Annotated in this window: 14 protein-coding genes and 1 pseudogene; 1 reads left to right on the top strand and 14 read right to left on the bottom strand. The window is 46.5% G+C overall.

Annotation, left to right across the window (positions count from 1 at the left end):
• Positions 1–12: 12 nt before the first annotated feature.
• On the bottom strand, positions 13–1,386 hold the full coding sequence (locus tag OSC10802_RS0125475) for a glycosyltransferase family 4 protein (RefSeq protein WP_017719604.1): 1,374 nt from the start codon (positions 1,384–1,386) through the stop codon (positions 13–15).
• 27 nt (positions 1,387–1,413) lie between these two features.
• Positions 1,414–2,406, bottom strand: coding sequence for a hypothetical protein (locus tag OSC10802_RS0125470; RefSeq protein WP_017719603.1), 993 nt, complete (start codon positions 2,404–2,406; stop codon positions 1,414–1,416).
• 1,186 nt (positions 2,407–3,592) lie between these two features.
• Between OSC10802_RS0125470 and OSC10802_RS47920 the strand changes: the two are divergent.
• Positions 3,593–4,300 (top strand): annotated as a pseudogene (locus tag OSC10802_RS47920) (IS1 family transposase).
• Between the two features lie 176 nt (positions 4,301–4,476).
• On the opposite strand, the gene OSC10802_RS0125455 reads toward OSC10802_RS47920, so the two are convergent.
• The 12 genes from OSC10802_RS0125455 to OSC10802_RS0125400 all read right to left on the bottom strand — a co-directional run bounded on the left by OSC10802_RS0125455 (position 4,477) and on the right by OSC10802_RS0125400 (position 16,863).
• On the bottom strand, positions 4,477–4,860 hold the full coding sequence (locus tag OSC10802_RS0125455) for a hypothetical protein (RefSeq protein ID WP_017719600.1): 384 nt from the start codon (positions 4,858–4,860) through the stop codon (positions 4,477–4,479).
• 7 nt (positions 4,861–4,867) lie between these two features.
• Positions 4,868–6,076, bottom strand: coding sequence for a glycosyltransferase family 4 protein (locus tag OSC10802_RS0125450; RefSeq protein WP_017719599.1), 1,209 nt, complete (start codon positions 6,074–6,076; stop codon positions 4,868–4,870).
• Positions 6,069–7,025 (bottom strand): NAD-dependent epimerase/dehydratase family protein, encoded by a 957-nt coding sequence (locus OSC10802_RS0125445; protein ID WP_017719598.1) that lies wholly within the window; start codon positions 7,023–7,025, stop codon positions 6,069–6,071. Before OSC10802_RS0125445 ends, OSC10802_RS0125450 begins: the two co-directional genes overlap by 8 nt.
• A 349-nt stretch (positions 7,026–7,374) precedes the next feature.
• The gene (locus OSC10802_RS0125440) at positions 7,375–8,466 is read right to left on the bottom strand and encodes a glycosyltransferase family 2 protein (RefSeq protein WP_017719597.1); all 1,092 of its coding nucleotides are present in this window, start codon (positions 8,464–8,466) and stop codon (positions 7,375–7,377) included.
• On the bottom strand, positions 8,459–9,580 hold the full coding sequence (locus OSC10802_RS44820) for a glycosyltransferase family 2 protein (RefSeq protein ID WP_071593352.1): 1,122 nt from the start codon (positions 9,578–9,580) through the stop codon (positions 8,459–8,461). Before OSC10802_RS44820 ends, OSC10802_RS0125440 begins: the two co-directional genes overlap by 8 nt.
• Positions 9,577–11,145, bottom strand: coding sequence for a lipopolysaccharide biosynthesis protein (locus OSC10802_RS0125430; protein WP_017719595.1), 1,569 nt, complete (start codon positions 11,143–11,145; stop codon positions 9,577–9,579). The genes OSC10802_RS44820 and OSC10802_RS0125430 overlap by 4 nt, the downstream gene beginning before the upstream one ends.
• Positions 11,132–12,013, bottom strand: coding sequence for an SDR family oxidoreductase (locus OSC10802_RS0125425; protein WP_017719594.1), 882 nt, complete (start codon positions 12,011–12,013; stop codon positions 11,132–11,134). Before OSC10802_RS0125425 ends, OSC10802_RS0125430 begins: the two co-directional genes overlap by 14 nt.
• A gap of 3 nt (positions 12,014–12,016) precedes the next feature.
• Positions 12,017–12,559 carry a dTDP-4-dehydrorhamnose 3,5-epimerase gene (rfbC, locus tag OSC10802_RS0125420; RefSeq protein WP_017719593.1) on the bottom strand — a complete coding sequence of 181 codons (543 nt, stop codon included), beginning with the start codon at positions 12,557–12,559 and terminating at the stop codon, positions 12,017–12,019.
• A 19-nt stretch (positions 12,560–12,578) separates the two neighbouring features.
• Positions 12,579–13,931, bottom strand: coding sequence for a lipopolysaccharide biosynthesis protein RfbH (gene rfbH / locus OSC10802_RS0125415; protein ID WP_026098796.1), 1,353 nt, complete (start codon positions 13,929–13,931; stop codon positions 12,579–12,581).
• Positions 13,932–13,956: 25 nt separating this feature from the next.
• On the bottom strand, positions 13,957–14,961 hold the full coding sequence (locus OSC10802_RS0125410) for a GDP-mannose 4,6-dehydratase (RefSeq protein WP_017719591.1): 1,005 nt from the start codon (positions 14,959–14,961) through the stop codon (positions 13,957–13,959).
• Positions 14,958–15,743, bottom strand: a complete 786-nt coding sequence (gene rfbF / locus OSC10802_RS0125405; protein ID WP_198525300.1) for a glucose-1-phosphate cytidylyltransferase — start codon at positions 15,741–15,743, stop codon at positions 14,958–14,960. Before rfbF ends, OSC10802_RS0125410 begins: the two co-directional genes overlap by 4 nt.
• Before the next feature lie 157 nt (positions 15,744–15,900).
• Positions 15,901–16,863 carry a GDP-mannose 4,6-dehydratase gene (locus tag OSC10802_RS0125400; RefSeq protein WP_017719589.1) on the bottom strand — a complete coding sequence of 321 codons (963 nt, stop codon included), beginning with the start codon at positions 16,861–16,863 and terminating at the stop codon, positions 15,901–15,903.
• Between the last annotated feature and the right edge of the window lie 45 nt (positions 16,864–16,908).

Here is a 16,908-nt window from a genome sequence, read left to right as displayed (position 1 = left end):
AAAGCGATCGAGTTAATCAAATATTTTTTTATTACTATATAGTTGAGGAGCTTCTTTGAAGAGCTTAAGGTATGTGTTTCCCCACTCTTCAAGCAAGCGCACCTGCTGAGTCTTATCCATCAGGCTTTTTAGCCTTGTGCGCTCAGCGCACAAACTGCTGATGCACGCTGCCAAACTTTCTGCATCGCCCCATTCATACACGGTCAACCCTAAGCTTTCCGGAGAGTTGGCAAAGTATGCCGGCAGACCTCCCAGATCGGGTTCAATCACAGCAGTGCCGTGAGCCAAAGCCTCAAGGGCAGTCAGCGCCACAATCCCTTGCCACTGCGCTGGTAGAATCAGGATGTGGAAGCAAGCGTGAAACTTAGCCACTCGACCTTGAATTGTTTCTCCAGAAAATTCGACGTTGGGTAAAGTCTGCCATTCTGGATGTTGTGCCAGTAAAGTCGAAATGCCTGGACTCAGAACCGTTAATTTGCGATCGTCTTTGTCAGCACAGTAGGTCGCCCAAGTTTGAAGCAGAAATTCTATCCCCCATTCCCGCGTGGGTCGAGAAAGGTAGACAAACTGCACCACTGGATCGAGATGGGTCACAGACTTGACTTGACTGGCGGCAGTTGGTACGCCATAGCACTCAATAAATTCGTTGGGGTGTTGCCAGCCAGCCTGATGAAACTGGGTTTGCATGGTGGGAGATTGGTACACCACTGCTGCTGCCCGGGCAAACAAATCTTTCATATCTTGTCGCCGCATCAAGCGGGCAGACAGCGAACCGGCATGATAGCGTCCGTAAGCTGGAAATAAAGGACGCAGGTTCCTGCCTGCAGTTGAGCGCAAAGAATCGGGCACAAGCCGCAGCAGCTGGAAGACAGGACGTTTGGCCGGTGGCAGGTGAGCAACTGCACAGTTTAGGCAGGTGGACTCAGGGATTTCTCCTTGGCAGAAGTTACCGTGCTGGTTAATGCGATTGAATTTTGGACAAAGAAAGCTGTAGTCCAGCAGGGTGAGGATATAGGGAATCCCCAGTGCTTGAGCCAGTTCCATCAGCCAAAGGCCCGGGGTGAGGGCGTTAAAGATGAGCAAGGCATCGACAGGCTGTTGCGCTTGCAAGTCCCGCACTTGCTGGTAAAGCTGCTGGAATTGATCGGGAGCGAGGCGATCGAGACGGAAAGCTGTCTGGGGCGGTAAACCGATAAATTCCCAGTCCCTGCGATCAGGGGAACCTTCCAAGGGCTTTACCTGAATGGGTGCCGGGTAATCGCGGCAGAGCCAGAGAAGGACTTCGATCCCATTTGCTTGCAACGCTTCCATCAGGTAGCGAACAATCACTGCTCCGCCACCGGCGCGGAGTTTAGTGTCGTAGGGAGTGGCGATCGCTATTCGCATTTGCTGGTTAATTCACTAAAAGGCACACTATCTCCTATATCTCCGCCACAGGAACTGCTTAATTTCCCTGTAGAGGCGGGTTGCCCTGTTAATCTGGATAGGTTTTGCAGCTTCAAGAATATGATGATAACCTAGCTGCTTCCAAACCTCTAACACTTGACTGGCAAGTTCTGGAGGTATCTGACCTAAAGAAATATTTAGCCACGGATGGCCTGTATGTAGAACGACACAATTTTTACGGGGTACATAATTATTGTATAGAGAAGATGGCAGAGCTTTACCGACAAACTGCCCTAGCAGCATAGCTGCTGCTTGTTGCTCGCACGCATGAACCATTTTTGTCATGTGTCTGGGTAGCTCTGGAATCCATCGCCGGTACGGAGGCCAATCATCAATCAATCTCAGGCATGACACGATCGATGTGCGTTCGAGACTGACCCCAGGAGCTATACAGTAAAAATCCCCAAGCAAACCGCCTAAAATTTCTGGCCTGTAATACCTTAATTTGTAAGGCTGCTCCTTAAAGAAAAAATCATCTATCATATATAGAACATTAACGCTAGGATTCAAATTAAAAGTCCAGCTTATTATTTCTTGAGGCGGAGAAAAAAAATAAATATCATTACCTAAAAGCAATCTAAAGCTGTCTACAGGCAGCACTCTAAAATCTGCCAGCATTCTGCGGACACAAATCCTGTCTACTTCCGAGCAATTCTCAAGGCTTTCTGCAAAATCTATATCTGAGGGGCTGTCCAAAATATAAAAATCATAGTTGGCTATACTGAGACTATCAAGGTTTTTTTTCAGCGGGGGTATATACTTATCTAAGGTATAAATAATTATAGAGCAGGCACCAGCATAGGGAAGGACAAAAAGCTTAAGACTTAGCAAAGAAAAAACAAGTTGAGCCATCCGCTGGATATCCTTGGGGTTCTCGCTGCTACCATCAAACAAAGCGCTGTAGCGAATGACTAACGAATTTTTATGGCCAGTAAGTTGGGGTGGGATTGGTTTATTCATTGAGCGTGAAAAATTAGATGATTTTCCAGTAACCTGTTAATTATCACAGCACATGTTTAAGTTGCCTGTGATGCTTCATTTTATGGAGTTCGGCTTTTTGTGTTTTGTCCACTTTTAAAATTTTTACCCAGGCATTTACAGATATCTTTCATCAGATCCATGATACCAGCGGGTACTTTACGCGGCATCAGCAACGGCTTTTTAATATGTAAAATAACTGGTTAGTTTAGGAACCCATATGATTGTAGAAAAGAGGAGGAAGCATTTTAGCCGGATATTGACCCAGCAACATACTAGCTGCCTGCTGTTCGCAGGAAAAAACCATTTGTTTAAGACCTTTAGGTAAATCAGGCAGATATCTTCGATAGAGGGGCCAATCATCTACTTAAGACATGACTTGATTGATTCGGCTTGTAAAGTAACTCCTGGAGCAAGGCAATAAAAATCTCCGTGTAGGCCACCTAAAATCTCTGGCCTGTAGTACCTCAAACGATAGGGTTTCCCGCCGGTAGTGTGGTTATCAATCATGTACAAAAATTTCCGCTCATGATTAGAATTACAAGTATAGGGAATTATCTATTGCGCGCTGCGAAAAAAGTAACAATCTGTTCACATAAGCCACCGAAATTTATCAGACGGCAGCTCTCGGAAATCTGCTAGCATTCGTCGAATACAGATTCGGTCAATCGAAGAGCAGTGTTCTATCGTGTCAGCAAATTTTAGATCGCCCTGGCTGTTCCAGAAAAGAAATTTAAAATTTTATGTAAAGCTGTGAAAATTCCCTCTAACCGATTTGCCTATTTTTGTAAAGTCTAAATAACTAGGCAGCAGTCTAGGCAACAAAAAATCTGTCAAAAGAGACATTATGAATTTAGCCCTTATTCTAATATTTTCTGAACCAGCATCGGCATCATCGAAGAGCGCAGCATAGCGAATAATGAGAGATTTCTTACCTTTGGCTCAACTTTTAATCAACAAAGACCGAGTAGTTGTGTGACCGAATACCGTAACTGCAGGTAAAGCAGCACAAGCCTCAAAAACTACTTTCCCAGTCCCAGCAAAACAAACTTGATCCGTGTCGGGCATCGCTAAAATACTGCCTTTATCCATCAGTAATAACCACGCAGGTAGTGCTGCAAGGACATGCGTGCTATAATGCTAGCTCTCGCCAGAACACTTTAATTTTATGAATTGTGCGCGCTGCGGTTCTGAAAACATCGTTAAAAATGGCCTGACTCATAGTGGTAAGAAAAACTTTAAATGTAGAGGATGTGGCAAACAGTTTGTTCACCCCCCCAGACATCAACCTATTACAGAAGAAACCAAAGCCTTGATAGATAAGCTTTTATTAGAGAAAATATCTTTAGCTGGAATTGCCCGAGTCACGGGAGTGTCTCTCCGGTGGCTGCAATACTATATCAATCAAAAATTTGCCTCAGTTACCAGACAGGTTCAAGTCAAGTCAAAAAACAAGGGCAAGCTAACAATTTAATGCGATGAAATGTGGTCATTTGTAGTCCAGAAGGGCAACAAACAGTAGGTCTGGCTGGCCATTGATGTGTTTACCAAGGAGATTGTAGGAGTATATATTGGGAGCAGAGATGAAGCCGATGCTAAAGCTCTTTGGGATTCTCTCCCACCAGTTTATCGCCAATGCGCTATTAGTTACACAGATTTTTGGAGTGCTTATTCCAGAGTTTTTCCTCAAAGTCGGCACAAAGCAGTAGGGAAAGAAACCGGCAAGACTTCCTATATATAACGGTTTAACAATACCCTGAGGCAAAGAGTGTCAAGATTAGTTTAAAAAACTCTGGCTTTTTCTAAAAAACTCTCGAATCATCTTGGGGCAATTTTGTATTTCATCCATCCTCATAATCTTTCTTTACAGAAGTGAAGCACATTCCTGTATCCTTACTTTGCAGCACCACCCGCATGAATGTCAAACGCCGTATTCACATAATAGTGAACTGCATCAATGAAAGCAAGGCTGACAGAGCCATACTGCCAAGTTCTGACTGCTTCTCCTGAAGTTACACGCTCGTGGATGACATTTGGTAAACCAGCAATGTTTTATTGAAAATGGCGGTAGTCCTCATCGCTACCTCCATAGCCAATATAAGGAGCGACGGCAATTACCTTACGGGATGTCGAGTTCGCTAAAATTTTAGTTGTCACTCCGCGATAGCAACCCACCTCAACTACAACTGTATCTTTCAGATGCTCAGTGGCCGATAAAGCATGTAAAAGATGCTGCATCTGCACAGGTGTGACAGCGGTGTTCGAGTAATCGGCATCGGGAGCGGAAGGGAGATTGGGAATCACCTTTTCCGGCAAGGCGTATTTCTGAAAGTTCCGCCGAGCTTCCCATTCAATCAGTCTAGCCTTCGCAGTGAAAGCCAGTCTTTTAAGATGCCACTTATAATACTGTTTGATAGCAAATGGATCGGTTTTCATTTGAAGCTCACACACTTTGAAAAACAGCTAATAATCGCTCCGCATACTTGTCCCAGGTGTAGTCCTTGGCGCGTTCTCTAGCGGCAGCAGCCATGCGATGGCGCAATTCTCGATTCTCCACCAGTTCTTCTATACGCTCGGCTAGTGCCCCTGCATCTCGCTCTGGCACAATGAATCCATCGATGCCATCTCGCACTACTGATCCAGCCGCTTCAGTAGTAATCACAGGTATGCCGGCTGCCAGCGCTTCGTAAGTAACCTCTGCTGACCCCTCTGCTAAACTCGGTAAAACGAAAATATCTGCTTGAGCGTACTCTTGCTTGATTTCCGTTCTAGGAACTCGACCCAGAAAGTTGAGATTATGGGTGAGACTATTCCGACGCACAATCTCAGAAACATCGCCAGCCACGCGAAATTCGTACTTGCGATGGTTCAACTTCTGAGCTGCCATGCCTAAAATGTGAATCCCCTTGCGGAGCCCAGCAGTTCCCACAAATAATATCTGACCCTTCCTGGGAGTATTTTCCAGATGAAACCAAGAATAACTGACCGCGTAGGGAACTACAAAACACCGATGAGCGGGAATGCCAAAATTCAGCACTAAGTCTTGACGAACTGCTTCTGATGGAGCGATTCCCCAGTCAGTCAAGGAACAAACTTCCCTCAGCCAGGAAAAAGCTTCCTCTACTAAGCTCTCATTAGGCTCAGGTTCAAATTCGGGCAATCTTTCTCGCTCACTTTTGACAATATAGTGAGCGTTTAAGATGATAAAGAATTCTGTAACTGTAGTCAGCCCTTTCTCCTTAGCAAATCTCAGAAAGGGAGTACCCTCTCCCAGCATAGTGTAGAGATGGGTTGCTTCTCCGATTCCATGCGCGATCAAATCATTACCAAATTCAGTATTGAACTTACCCATTGCTCGTGCGGCCCGATCTGGATGATGTCCAGCTAACTGCTTGCGCAGGAAATATAGCAGGCTAGGAATAGCAGAGCTGTAAGTTTTATTGAGTAAATTAGGAGGCAGTTGGCGACCTAATAAATTATTGATTAAATTGCCTTTTAACCAATTCAGGAATAGTTGAGATGCTACAGCTCCTAGTCCTGCATTCGCGCATAAATCTGTATAAAAAGCTTCCAGCATTCCTGCTTCTTCTAAGAGGCTAGGCACTGCATAGTTGCGCCGTGCGCCCATTTGAACAGCTATAAACTTATTCATAATTTTTGCAGCTGTATATCTGTTTAGTCAATCCAGTCTCTAGATCCACCTGGGGCTCGTAGCCCAATATTTTTTGCGCCTTTGTAATATCAGCACTGGTGTGTCTAGCATCTCCTGCTTGGGGTTGCCTCTCTACATAATGTGCTGGCTGGCCAATAATCGCGGCGATTTGCTCAATGGCATCGCGCAAACTCACCCGGCAACCCCCACCAATGTTAAAGATTTCACCTTCGGTATTAGGAAATTGAGCGGCTTTTAAATTAGCTTCTATCACATCTGATATAAAGGTAAAGTCTCGGCTTTGTTCACCATCTCCATACAGTTCAATGGGTTGCTGCTGGCTGATGGCGCGAATGAATTTGGAGAAAGCCATTTCAGGTCGCTGTCTGGGACCGTAGACTGTAAAATATCGCAACATCACCACCGGCACCCCAAAGTTTTTGTGGTACAAGCTGGCCAATCGCTCTGCCGCCAGTTTAGTGATGCCATAGGGAGAAACGGGTTTCGGACAGGCGGTTTCTGGGGTTGGCATGGTTTCAGCATCGCCATAAACTGAAGAGGTGGAAGCGATAACTAACCGCTCAAGACTTGGACTGTCTTTTGCTGCTTCTAGAATGACTTGAGTTGCTTCGATATTGTTCCGGGTATACTCAGCGAACTTACTTCCCCAACTTGACCGCACGCCTGCCTGAGCAGCCTGGTGAAACGCCACTTGACATCCATTCAGCAGTTCAATCCAATTTAAATCCAGGATATCTTGATTGATAAATTGGAAGTGAGGATGCTGCAAAGCTTGAGCCATGTTGGCTTGCTTGATGTGTCTCGGGTAATAGTCTGTAAAGCAATCGATACCGATAACTTGTTGACCTTCTGCCAAGAGGCGATCACAGAGATTAGAACCGATAAAGCCCGCACAACCCGTTACTATAGAGTGCATCAGATTTTCCATTGAGTTAAGGCTTGTGCCTGTGAGGGGAGCTACCTAGTAATACATACGGAGTCTGCGGTAGCCCATCCGGAAAAATTACTCAGAGATGGCTGTAATCACCAATGACTTAGTTGCAGTGACTGAATGAGGTAGCATTGCGGCCTTGAGCCGTTTCCGATGCAAGCCGCTGGCAACAGAGGGGCGATAAGTTCCCACTGCTGATCGCTGAGGTCAGTAGGGTAGGCTTTGCGATTCATACACTCACTCTTAACATGGGGCAAGTCCTTCTATTATCTGATCTGCATTCCTGACGCTTCCTGATTTTAATCTTTTTTTAATAGATACACTCTATAGAATACCGACTTATTATTCATTCTGGACAGCGTTTCAATGGTACTGGCATTGGCAGAGTTTTGCATTGATTATTCAAATACTCAGCCCTCCATTTATTATAAGAGGATAGAGGCTTATTCCAGCTCCAATAAAGTCCAATAAAAGCTGATATAATATAGGAAATTGAGTTCCTTATTAGCAGCAATAAACTGGCGCTATTTCGCTTCAAAAGAAAAGAGTATCTGGCCGCTTTGTATATGCCAAATTTTACAAATGCTGCCGGATGTAAGTAGAGATATTTAAAAGCTAAATACCAAATTGAAACACAACTTCTCCAGCCTCGAATAGGATTTTTCGGATCGCTCATACGACTTCCCCCTGTTTTGTTTTGTAAATGTACAATAGACACTTCAGGTGCCCACTGAATTTTAAAGTTGGCTTTAGAAATACGAATACCCAGATTCCGATCTCCATAATTAAGGATGTATTCATCCCAACCATTTATAGCTTCAAAAGCTTCCCGCTTTACCATCATATTGTTAGCCGATATCCAGGCACAATTAGTAACTGGCTCTGCAAAGCCAGTTTCACAGTAAAATGCTTGAAGCTCAGGCGGTAGGCTCAGGAGCTTATTTTTTATATTTTCAGGAATAGGGCGACTTTTGTTTAGCCACTCTGTTGCTCTATTAATTTGAAAAGTTAAATCAGCCTCTTGGTACATAGCACGCATTCGGTTAAATAGTTCTTCCGGAATTAAATTTCCTTGCACTACAGAGAGGGTTTCGTAAGAATTAAAATAGCTTACTAATTTTTCAAGTGTATCAGCTCCTACTCTTACATCATCATCTAGCCACCAAAGCAAATCACCTAGACTAACAGCAGCTCCATAATTACGGGCTTCATATACATAATTTCTAGGATAATTTATCCACCTAAATAAACCTAAATTTTCTAATTCTCGAAGCTTTTTATAAATCTCTTGAGAATATTCCTCTTTGGGCGTTTGATCTACCACTATTATCTCTACCCAGTCTTGTTTGCAACGCTCCAGATCGCCTAAAACAGTAAGAAGTTGATTCCCGCGTCTAAACGTTGCTATAATGATGGAAACTTTGACTAAGTTATTCATATTTTTTATTGCCTCCCTTGTTCAAGCCGAAAAAAAGCGCAAAATGTTGGAAGTAAAATTTAAGTGACTTATAGAAAGTTAACAGCTTCCAATAAAAGGTATAATTCATTTTTAGCAAAAATACATGGCCGTATGCTCTCGAGCGTATTAGCGCTTTAAAATTGGCTATTTTCTCAAACTCTTTAACTGTTTTTGTACAGTTTGCTTGAGCTAATCTTGTTAAAAAAATAATTTGATATTCCTGGGGCCATGATGGAAAAACCCCCTTTAAATGACCCATGTAATTTTGAAAATTATTGTGATTGCTAACTTGCTTATAAGTGAGAGAATATCCAGAATGCCAGTTAATGCCATACCGTGTTGCAACCGTTGATGATGCGTTTACATGTCTTAATCTTTCAACTGTTTTTGTGCCAGACCATTTTATAATGTTATACTCAAGAAGCTCTCTCATTAAATATAAATGATCTGAGGTAATTGTCTGTTCATAAAATTGAGCAATAGTATCAAAGCTTTTTACCTTTCTATAAGCGGTTCCAGAAGGAGAGAGCCCCCCGCTAATTATAAATAAATCTAGCGCTTCTGGATAGCATAGATCCTGCTCTTTATCCCAGGGCGCACCCCATGAATTCAATCGCTCTTTTATATGGTTTGCCTGGGAAACTATTACGGATGTCCGGGGATCGGAACGATTAATTAAATCTTTAACTGTGTGAAGCGCATGGGGCACTAATTTATCGTCACTGTGAAGAAAAACAATCCAGCCAGCTCTTGCTGAATCCACACAGCGATTGTGATTTGCATACATACTCACAAGATTTTTATAGCGCACATAACGCAGGCGCCGATCGTCACTATACTTTCTAACAACTTCCTCTGTATTGTCTGTGCTAGCATTGTCGCAAATAATCAGTTCAAAATCATCGAAATCTTGCTCTAGCACACTTTCAATGGCTGCTGGCAACATCTCCGACCGATTGTATGTAGGTATACAAACCGATAAAAAAGGGATATGTTTCCCACCGAAAGGTACGCCAGTATCAATGACTGGCTTCTCCTTAGGATCGCGAGGCTGCTCTTGAGGTTGATACTTTTGTTTTAACAGATTAATCATAGATAATTCTTCAAAGTGACCAAGCTGACTAGAGTTACCTGGATACGTTCTCTCTGATGCCCTTCTAAAATTGCCTTCCAAAACACAACTAGGAAGACACCGCCACTAACTGCCGCCGTACCTGCTACTACCAACCACTCAGAAGTGAATCCGGATAGCGCCAGACCTTTTTTCAGTAACCAGGAGAGAACTAGAGATGATACTAAGATAATCACCCATAAACAAACAACCTGACGCAAGTAAACTCCAAAGTTCAGCTTTAGACGCTCTATCGGTCTGTAGACGGCATACCAATTATTAGTCAGCATTTGAGCCAGCATAGTTCCCATTGCCACCCCGAGCAATCCCAGAGGTTTAATTAAAACCCATGTAAAAGCAATATTGAGAACGCCAGCAGTCAAGGCCCAAGGCGCATACTTTTCATCTTCAGTGGCTCGAGAACTCTGGGTTAAAACCACATGCTGCGCTTCTAGAGTCAGCATGATGCAAAAAACCAATAAAACTCTATAGCCAATAAAGTTACCATGACCCAACCATAAATCCGTTAGCTCCTTGCCTGAGCCTAGCAAAAAAGCCACACTTGCTGCCATAACTGACAGCCCAAGTTGAGCATTGCGGAGTGTGATTTTCTGAACCAGGCTTAAGTCTCCAGCTTGCCATGCTTGACTGATAAAAACTGCTGATGCTCCCCCTAAACTCACCGCTAATTGATAAGGATTAGAAACTAATGAATACGCCGCTTGATAGCTGGGTATATTTTGAGTGCCCTTCAGTAAAGCAATAAAATAGGCATCGGTGCGTAAAATAAGAAATGCGCCCAGAGCAGTTAACCAGAAATAGAAAGAGGGCTTGATCATTGCCTTAGCATATCGGGTATTCCACTTGCCCTTAATTCCAAACAATTCAGGCTTGCGCCAGCGAATGAATTCCAAGATCGTAATCCGTTGCACCAGGCTACTAACGACCGAAATCGCTGCCAGCACCAGCAGCCCACCCCCCAACAGCACTGCTGCAATATTGGCCAAGATAGTCAGCAGAGCCAGCACTGTCCCAATCAGGCTATCCCAGCCCACATATCCAATTCCCGCCAGCCAGCAGTTGAGGTACGATACCCAAACCCCCACTGCATACCCCGCACACATCAGCGTCCACGCCCAAAAAACTGTCTGGGGGGATATCTCTTTTAACTCCAGTTGACCAATCAAGCCATAACCAGATGCCCAGGCAATAAAAAACACAACTATTGCCAGCCATTGCAGGATGATCCGACCTGTAACGACCAAATCCCCAATGTGCTGCTTACTCTCCTCTGTCAGCTCTACCCCTGGGTCAGCACCGCTTTTCCCCTTTGCCAAGGCAATGTGCCGCGTCAGCGTGGGCGCAATCCCCATCCCCAGCAAACCCAAAAAAGCTTGACTGTTCCCTAGTAAAAACCAGAGTCCCAGTTCCTCCTTCCCCATGTAGCGAAAGAGGATGGGGATCAAAAATAGGTTGGCGATAATCGCAACTGCCCGACTCAGCCAAGAGCTACCAACCGCAAATGCAATCCGCTTAGATGCTGACATAAGCCTGATTTTGCTTCAGATACTCCAGTCCTTCAACTACGCCGCGCAAATTACAATTAAGAGTTTGCACAAGGCGACTGCACAGCATCCCCGCCTCAAGTGGACGCGGTGCCGCCTGCCCCAATTCTGCCGTCGTCACCGGCACAATATTCTCTGCCGGCAACCCAAACACTCTCGCCACCTCCACTGCAAACTGATACCGGCTCATTCGCTCTGGACCTGCCACATGAAAAATGCCGGTGGCACCGGCTTCTACCAGACGGCAGCTAGCCTCTGCAATATCATCCACCAGCGTCGGAGAACCTACCTGATCTTGAGGGACTTTCAGCACCTGACCACCTTCTAACGTTTTAACCAGACGGCTGACAAAATTCTTGCCTTGCGCCTCATGTCCGTATACAACCGTGACGCGGAGAATCAGGAAGTTTTCCAATAACTTTGAAATTTTCCGCTCTACTTCCAACTTCTGCCAACCGTAGGCACAGATCGGGTCTGGTTCGTCCGCTTCCCGATATGGCCCACCTCTGCCGTTGAAGACATAATCTGAGGAATAAAACACCAGCTGAGCGCCGGCATCACCAGCCGCTGTGGCCACATTTAAACTGCCGGCGACATTAATCTGGTAAGTCTCATCTGGGTGTTGCTCGCAGTAATCCACATTTGAGCGAAAAGCCGGCAGGAACACCACCTCTGGCTGAGACTGCCGCACGAGCGACTGCACACCGGCAGCATCCGTCAGTTGCAATCGCATCAATCCAGATTGAGAAAAATTGTGATAAGTTCCCACCATGTCCCAACCGCGCCGGTGACAAGCTTGCATGAGATGGGAACCAACCAGCCCCGACGCTCCAATTATCAGTGCTTTCATCACTTAATAAATAAATGGACTCTTGAACTCGGACAAAGCTGCGAAGCTGCTGTCCCTCTTCGAGACGATTGGCTCTGTACAAGGCCAGGGTATCCCCACTGAATCCCAGTGAATCCCCGTATCGTGTTCCGGCGAATAAACCGTAGAAACCTTGTACATCATAATAGCCGTTTCGCCGGTCACATAAAACCCATGCGCCACCCCGGGCGGTATGTAGAGCGTATTGGCTTTCTCCGCACTCAAATCGAACAGAGCGAACTGGCCGAAAGTCGGAGAGCCAACCCGCAAATCAACCACCGCATCAATAACTTGACCTTGAACACAGTATACCATCTTGGTGTGTGCTTCGGGCGGCAGTTGGAAGTGCAAACCTCTCAAAACATTGCGGTGAGAGACAGAATAGTATTCCTCTGCAAACTTGGTTTCAAGTTGATGGGTCTTGAAGATATCCTGGTGAAAGGTTTTTACGAAACTGCCCCGTTCGTCTTTGAAGACATCCGGGGTAATTTCGTAACACCCAGGAATCTTTGTCTCACGGATTTGCATTCCTGGTTCTATCCCGCGACTAAAAACTGCGACAAAACTCTCGAATCGTGGACGCCGTATAGGCCAACATCTCTTCTGTCAAGCCAGGAAACACCCCAACCCAGAAGACGCCTTGCATTACCCTGTCAGAATTAGTGAGATCCCCCACCACGCGATAGTTCAATCCTTTGTAAGCCGGTTGCCGCACCAAATTCCCCGCAAACAACAGTCGGGTGCCGATGCGTTTCTCCTCCAGATGCCGAACTAGCTCATTGCGGGTAAAGGGAGCGTCTTCCCGGACAAATATGGGGAAGCCAAACCAGCTGGGTTCGGAATTGGGAGTCGCCACCGGCAACACTAACACATCCTGCAAATCTTGCAGCTGCCGGTGCAAAAACTCAAAATTATGCCGGCGCTTCGCCACAAATTCAGGCAACTTATCCAGCTGGGCGCAGCCCACCGCCGCCTGCATATCGGTCATTTTCAAATTGTAACCAACGTGGGAGTAGGTGTACTTGTGATCGTAGCCAAAAGGCAAATCTCCTAGCTGCCAGCCAAACCGCTTATTGCATGTGTTATCCACACCAGGAGCGCACCAGCAATCTCGTCCCCAGTCTCGGAATGACTCCACAATCTTCTTCAGACGAGTATCGCTGGTGAGTACCGCTCCCCCCTCACCCATCGTCATGTGGTGCGCCGGATAAAAGCTGACGGTAGCCAAGTGCCCAAATGTGCCGGTTTTCTTGCCAGCATAAAGACTTCCCACCGCATCGCAGTTATCCTCAATTACCCAGAGGTCATGTTTTTGAGCGAAAGCCACCACTGCCTCTAAATTAAAGGGATTGCCGAGCGTATGAGCAATCATGATGGCTCGCGTCTTTTCAGACAAAGCCGCTTCCAGCTGGTCAGTATCGATGTCATAGGTAGGAAACTGGACATCCACAAATACCGGCACCAGCTGATTTTGAAAGATGGGGTTCACCGTGGTAGGAAACCCAGCCGCTACCGTAATCACCTCATCTCCCGGTTGCAGCCGCTTATCTCCCAGTTTGGGCGAAGTCAGCGCCGTCAGTGCCAGCAAATTCGCCGAAGAACCAGAATTGACCAGCAGACAGTGCTTGACCCCCACCCAATCAGCAAATCGCTGCTCGAACTCAGCGGCATATCTGCCGGTGGTTAGCCAAAAATCCAGGGAGGAATCAACCAGCTGCACCAATTCCCGGTCATCAAAAACCTTTCCGGAAACAGGGATATAGGTATCGCCAGGTATAAATTGCCTAGTTTTAAATTTGAATTCGTAGTAAGTTTCAACGGCAGTGAAGACTTGCGCTCGCAGTTCTCGCTCCTGGTCAGAAGCACCAGCTGGGCGATGCATCGGGATAGATTGTGTCATTGTCCTCAGGAAAATTCTACAGTTTTTAACGAGTGCGAGTCAAAACCGGCACTGGCGCAGGCATCAAAAAATTCCGATACCACTCAATCGTCTCTATCAGAGCGGCGTCGAGGGAGTATTGGGATTGCCAATTCAAAACCGTGCGAGCCTTCTGGGCGGAAAGATATTGGTGCTTAATTTCATTACTCGCTTGATTGAGAATCACCGGCTCTAAATCAGTCTTGTCCATCAGGTACAAAATCTTTCGCACCATCTCTAGAGCGGAGATTTGCAGCTCATTGCTAAAATTAAACGCCTCTCCCAAAATCTCACTCCGACTCATCTGTTCTGCCAGATGAAGGTACGCCAAAACCCCATCTTTGACGTAAAAATAATCCCGGATATAGCTGCCATCGCTGCGAATGACCGGGCGTTCCCCTCGCAGGATAGAGCGAATCGTACCCGGCACAATCCGGTTAAAGTTAAGGTCGCCACCGCCGTAAAAATTGCCGCAGCGAGTCACGCAGACCGGCAACCCATAGGTAACAAAGTAAGTGCGACAAATTAAATCCGCACAGCTTTTAGAAACGTCGTAGGGATGCTCTCCTTGCAGAGGGGTCGTCTCGTCATAAGGCAAAATCTCCTGATCGCCATAAGCTTTATCACTCGACGCCACAACAATCCGGCTGACACCACCTACCCGCCGGCAAGCTTCTAGAATATTCCAGGTTCCTTTTATATTGGCTTCAAATGTGGCTAGGGGTTCCCGATTGGCCAGCCCGACAATCGTCTGAGCGGCTAAATGAAAGACCGTATCGACCTCATGCTCATTAATGGCTCGCTCTAAGGTGGCCAAATCTTCAAGACGACCGCAGACAGTTGTAATTTTTTTAGATAAACCTTCAGTAAATAGGCGGGACTGCGGCACCCAATCTCGAACCAATCCAACTACCTTGGCACCGCGCTTTACCAACTCTTGGGTCATCCAGCTGCCCAACAGGCCGGTACATCCAGTGACTAAAACCGACCGATCTTGCCAAAATGAACTCATTCCCACACCTGCCAAAGAGCTTTTCCAGAGTTATACAACTCATTCAATAGTTCTAATTCTCGGTAAGTGTCCATGCACTGCCAGAAGCCATTGTGCTGGTAGACCGCTAACTCACCCATGTCTGATAAAGTCCTGAGCGGTTCAGCTTCAAATATGGTGCTGTCACTTTCAATGATATCTAAAACTTTGCGATGTAAAACAAAATAACCTCCGTTAATCCAGCCCTCACTGGTTTGTGGCTTTTCCTTAAAACTGCTCACCAGGTTGTCTTGGATAATCAGCTCCCCAAATCGGGACGGCGGTCGCACAGCTGTCACTGTTGCTAATTTGCCGTGGCTGTAGTGGTATGCCAGCAAATCTGAAATGTTTACATTCGCTACGCCATCCCCATAGGTCGCAAAAAATAAATCGCTTTCCATCTGCTCCAAATAGGGGGCGATGCGTTTTAGACGACCGCCAGTCAGCGTTTCTTGGCCGGTATTAATCAATGCGACTTGCCAGTTTTCTTCTCCATGCCCGTTGTGCAGCTTTGTGACTCGCTTACTTCCCAACTCTAGCAGGACATCGCTGTGATTCCAGTCGTAGTTGAAAAAATACTCGCGGATCGCCTCGCCTTTGTAGCCAAGGCACAACAAGAAGTTTGTAAACCCGTAGTGAGCATAGGTCTTCATGATGTGCCAAATCATCGGACGGTCGCCCACCATAATCATGGGCTTAGGCCGGAATTCTGTTTCTTCGCGGAGTCGAGTCCCTTTACCACCACAGAGGATAGCAACTGGAATCTTTGACTGTTCGCAAGGCATACATTCCTACTCAGAGAACTTACTGTTGTCTAAATACAGCCCTGTTAGCTGACATCAGGATAAATAGCGCAGGTTCTCGCCCTCACTTCTATAAAAAATTGGGGGCTGGTTCCCTGGCCTGCCCCTACTCTGATGCTTAAGCAGATTTTGCCATCCTCGCTTCCACCATCATCCGCACCACATCCCGCATCTTATATTTCGCCTGCCAGCCCAACTGTTCCCTGGCCTTAGCTGGGTGCCCTCTGCCCACGGCAATATCCGTAGGTCTGTACAAACCGGCATCTGTCACCACATGCTCGCGCCAGTCCAGGCCCACACAGGAAAAAGCCGTGGCCACAAAGTCTTCTAACTTATTGCTCTCCCCAGTCGCAATCACATAATCATCCGGCTTATCCTGCTGCAACATCAAATACATCGCCTCAACATACTCCGGTGCCCAACCCCAGTCCCGCTTCACAGAAATATTCCCCAAAAGCAGCTTCTCTTGGCTGCCTTGGCCAATTCGGCAGGCAGCTGCCACAATCTTTTGCGTCACAAACCTTTCCGGTCGCAGGGGAGACTCATGGTTGTACAGGATACCGGAACAGGCAAACAGACCGTAAGCCTCCCGGTAGTTGGCCACTTCCCAAAACGCCGCCGCTTTGGCCACGGCGTAGGGACTTCTGGGGCGGAATGGCGTAGTTTCGCTCGCCGATCCCTCGCGAGTGTCCCCAAAGCACTCACTCGAACCGGCATTGTAAAGTTTGATGGGTGCGCCGGTGAACCGAATCGCCTCCAGTAAATTCACGGTGCCGGTGGCGATGCTTTCCAGAGTTTCCACCGGCTGCTCAAAAGACAGGCCCACCGAACTCTGCCCAGCCAAGTTGTACACCTCATCCGGCTGAATTTTCGCCAGCACCTGCAACACACTGCGAAAATCCGTCAGGGACATAGATTCTAACTTTACCTGGTCCCGGATGCCCAAACGCACCAAATTCCCGAAAGAGGACATCTGAGCGTCCCGTGAAGTCCCGCAGACCGTGTAGCCCTTGTTCAGCAATAACTGCGCCAGATAGGCCCCATCCTGACCAGATATCCCACAAATGAGCGCTTTTTTCATGCTTTTCACACTCCAGACAGTCTCCCTCTGACCACTCTCAACCCA

This window comes from Kamptonema formosum PCC 10802 (genome assembly GCF_000332335.1).
Lineage (GTDB): Bacteria > Cyanobacteriota > Cyanobacteriia > Cyanobacteriales > Oscillatoriaceae > Oscillatoria.
Note: the sequence above shows the minus strand (reverse complement) of the source record. Positions and strands in the feature narration are given on the sequence as shown.

Coding starts and splice junctions, on each gene's coding strand:
- OSC10802_RS0125450 (WP_017719599.1), bottom strand. CDS start 6,076: ATGAATAAGTTTATAGCTGTTCAAATGGGCGCACGGCGCAACTATGCA.
- OSC10802_RS44820 (WP_071593352.1), bottom strand. CDS start 9,580: ATGATTAATCTGTTAAAACAAAAGTATCAACCTCAAGAGCAGCCTCGC.
- OSC10802_RS0125400 (WP_017719589.1), bottom strand. CDS start 16,863: ATGAAAAAAGCGCTCATTTGTGGGATATCTGGTCAGGATGGGGCCTAT.
- OSC10802_RS0125470 (WP_017719603.1), bottom strand. CDS start 2,406: ATGAATAAACCAATCCCACCCCAACTTACTGGCCATAAAAATTCGTTA.
- rfbH (WP_026098796.1), bottom strand. CDS start 13,931: ATGACACAATCTATCCCGATGCATCGCCCAGCTGGTGCTTCTGACCAG.
- rfbC (WP_017719593.1), bottom strand. CDS start 12,559: ATGCAAATCCGTGAGACAAAGATTCCTGGGTGTTACGAAATTACCCCG.
- OSC10802_RS0125445 (WP_017719598.1), bottom strand. CDS start 7,025: ATGGAAAATCTGATGCACTCTATAGTAACGGGTTGTGCGGGCTTTATC.
- OSC10802_RS0125455 (WP_017719600.1), bottom strand. CDS start 4,860: ATGAAAACCGATCCATTTGCTATCAAACAGTATTATAAGTGGCATCTT.
- OSC10802_RS0125410 (WP_017719591.1), bottom strand. CDS start 14,961: ATGAGTTCATTTTGGCAAGATCGGTCGGTTTTAGTCACTGGATGTACC.
- OSC10802_RS0125440 (WP_017719597.1), bottom strand. CDS start 8,466: ATGAATAACTTAGTCAAAGTTTCCATCATTATAGCAACGTTTAGACGC.
- OSC10802_RS0125475 (WP_017719604.1), bottom strand. CDS start 1,386: ATGCGAATAGCGATCGCCACTCCCTACGACACTAAACTCCGCGCCGGT.
- OSC10802_RS0125425 (WP_017719594.1), bottom strand. CDS start 12,013: ATGAAAGCACTGATAATTGGAGCGTCGGGGCTGGTTGGTTCCCATCTC.
- OSC10802_RS0125430 (WP_017719595.1), bottom strand. CDS start 11,145: ATGTCAGCATCTAAGCGGATTGCATTTGCGGTTGGTAGCTCTTGGCTG.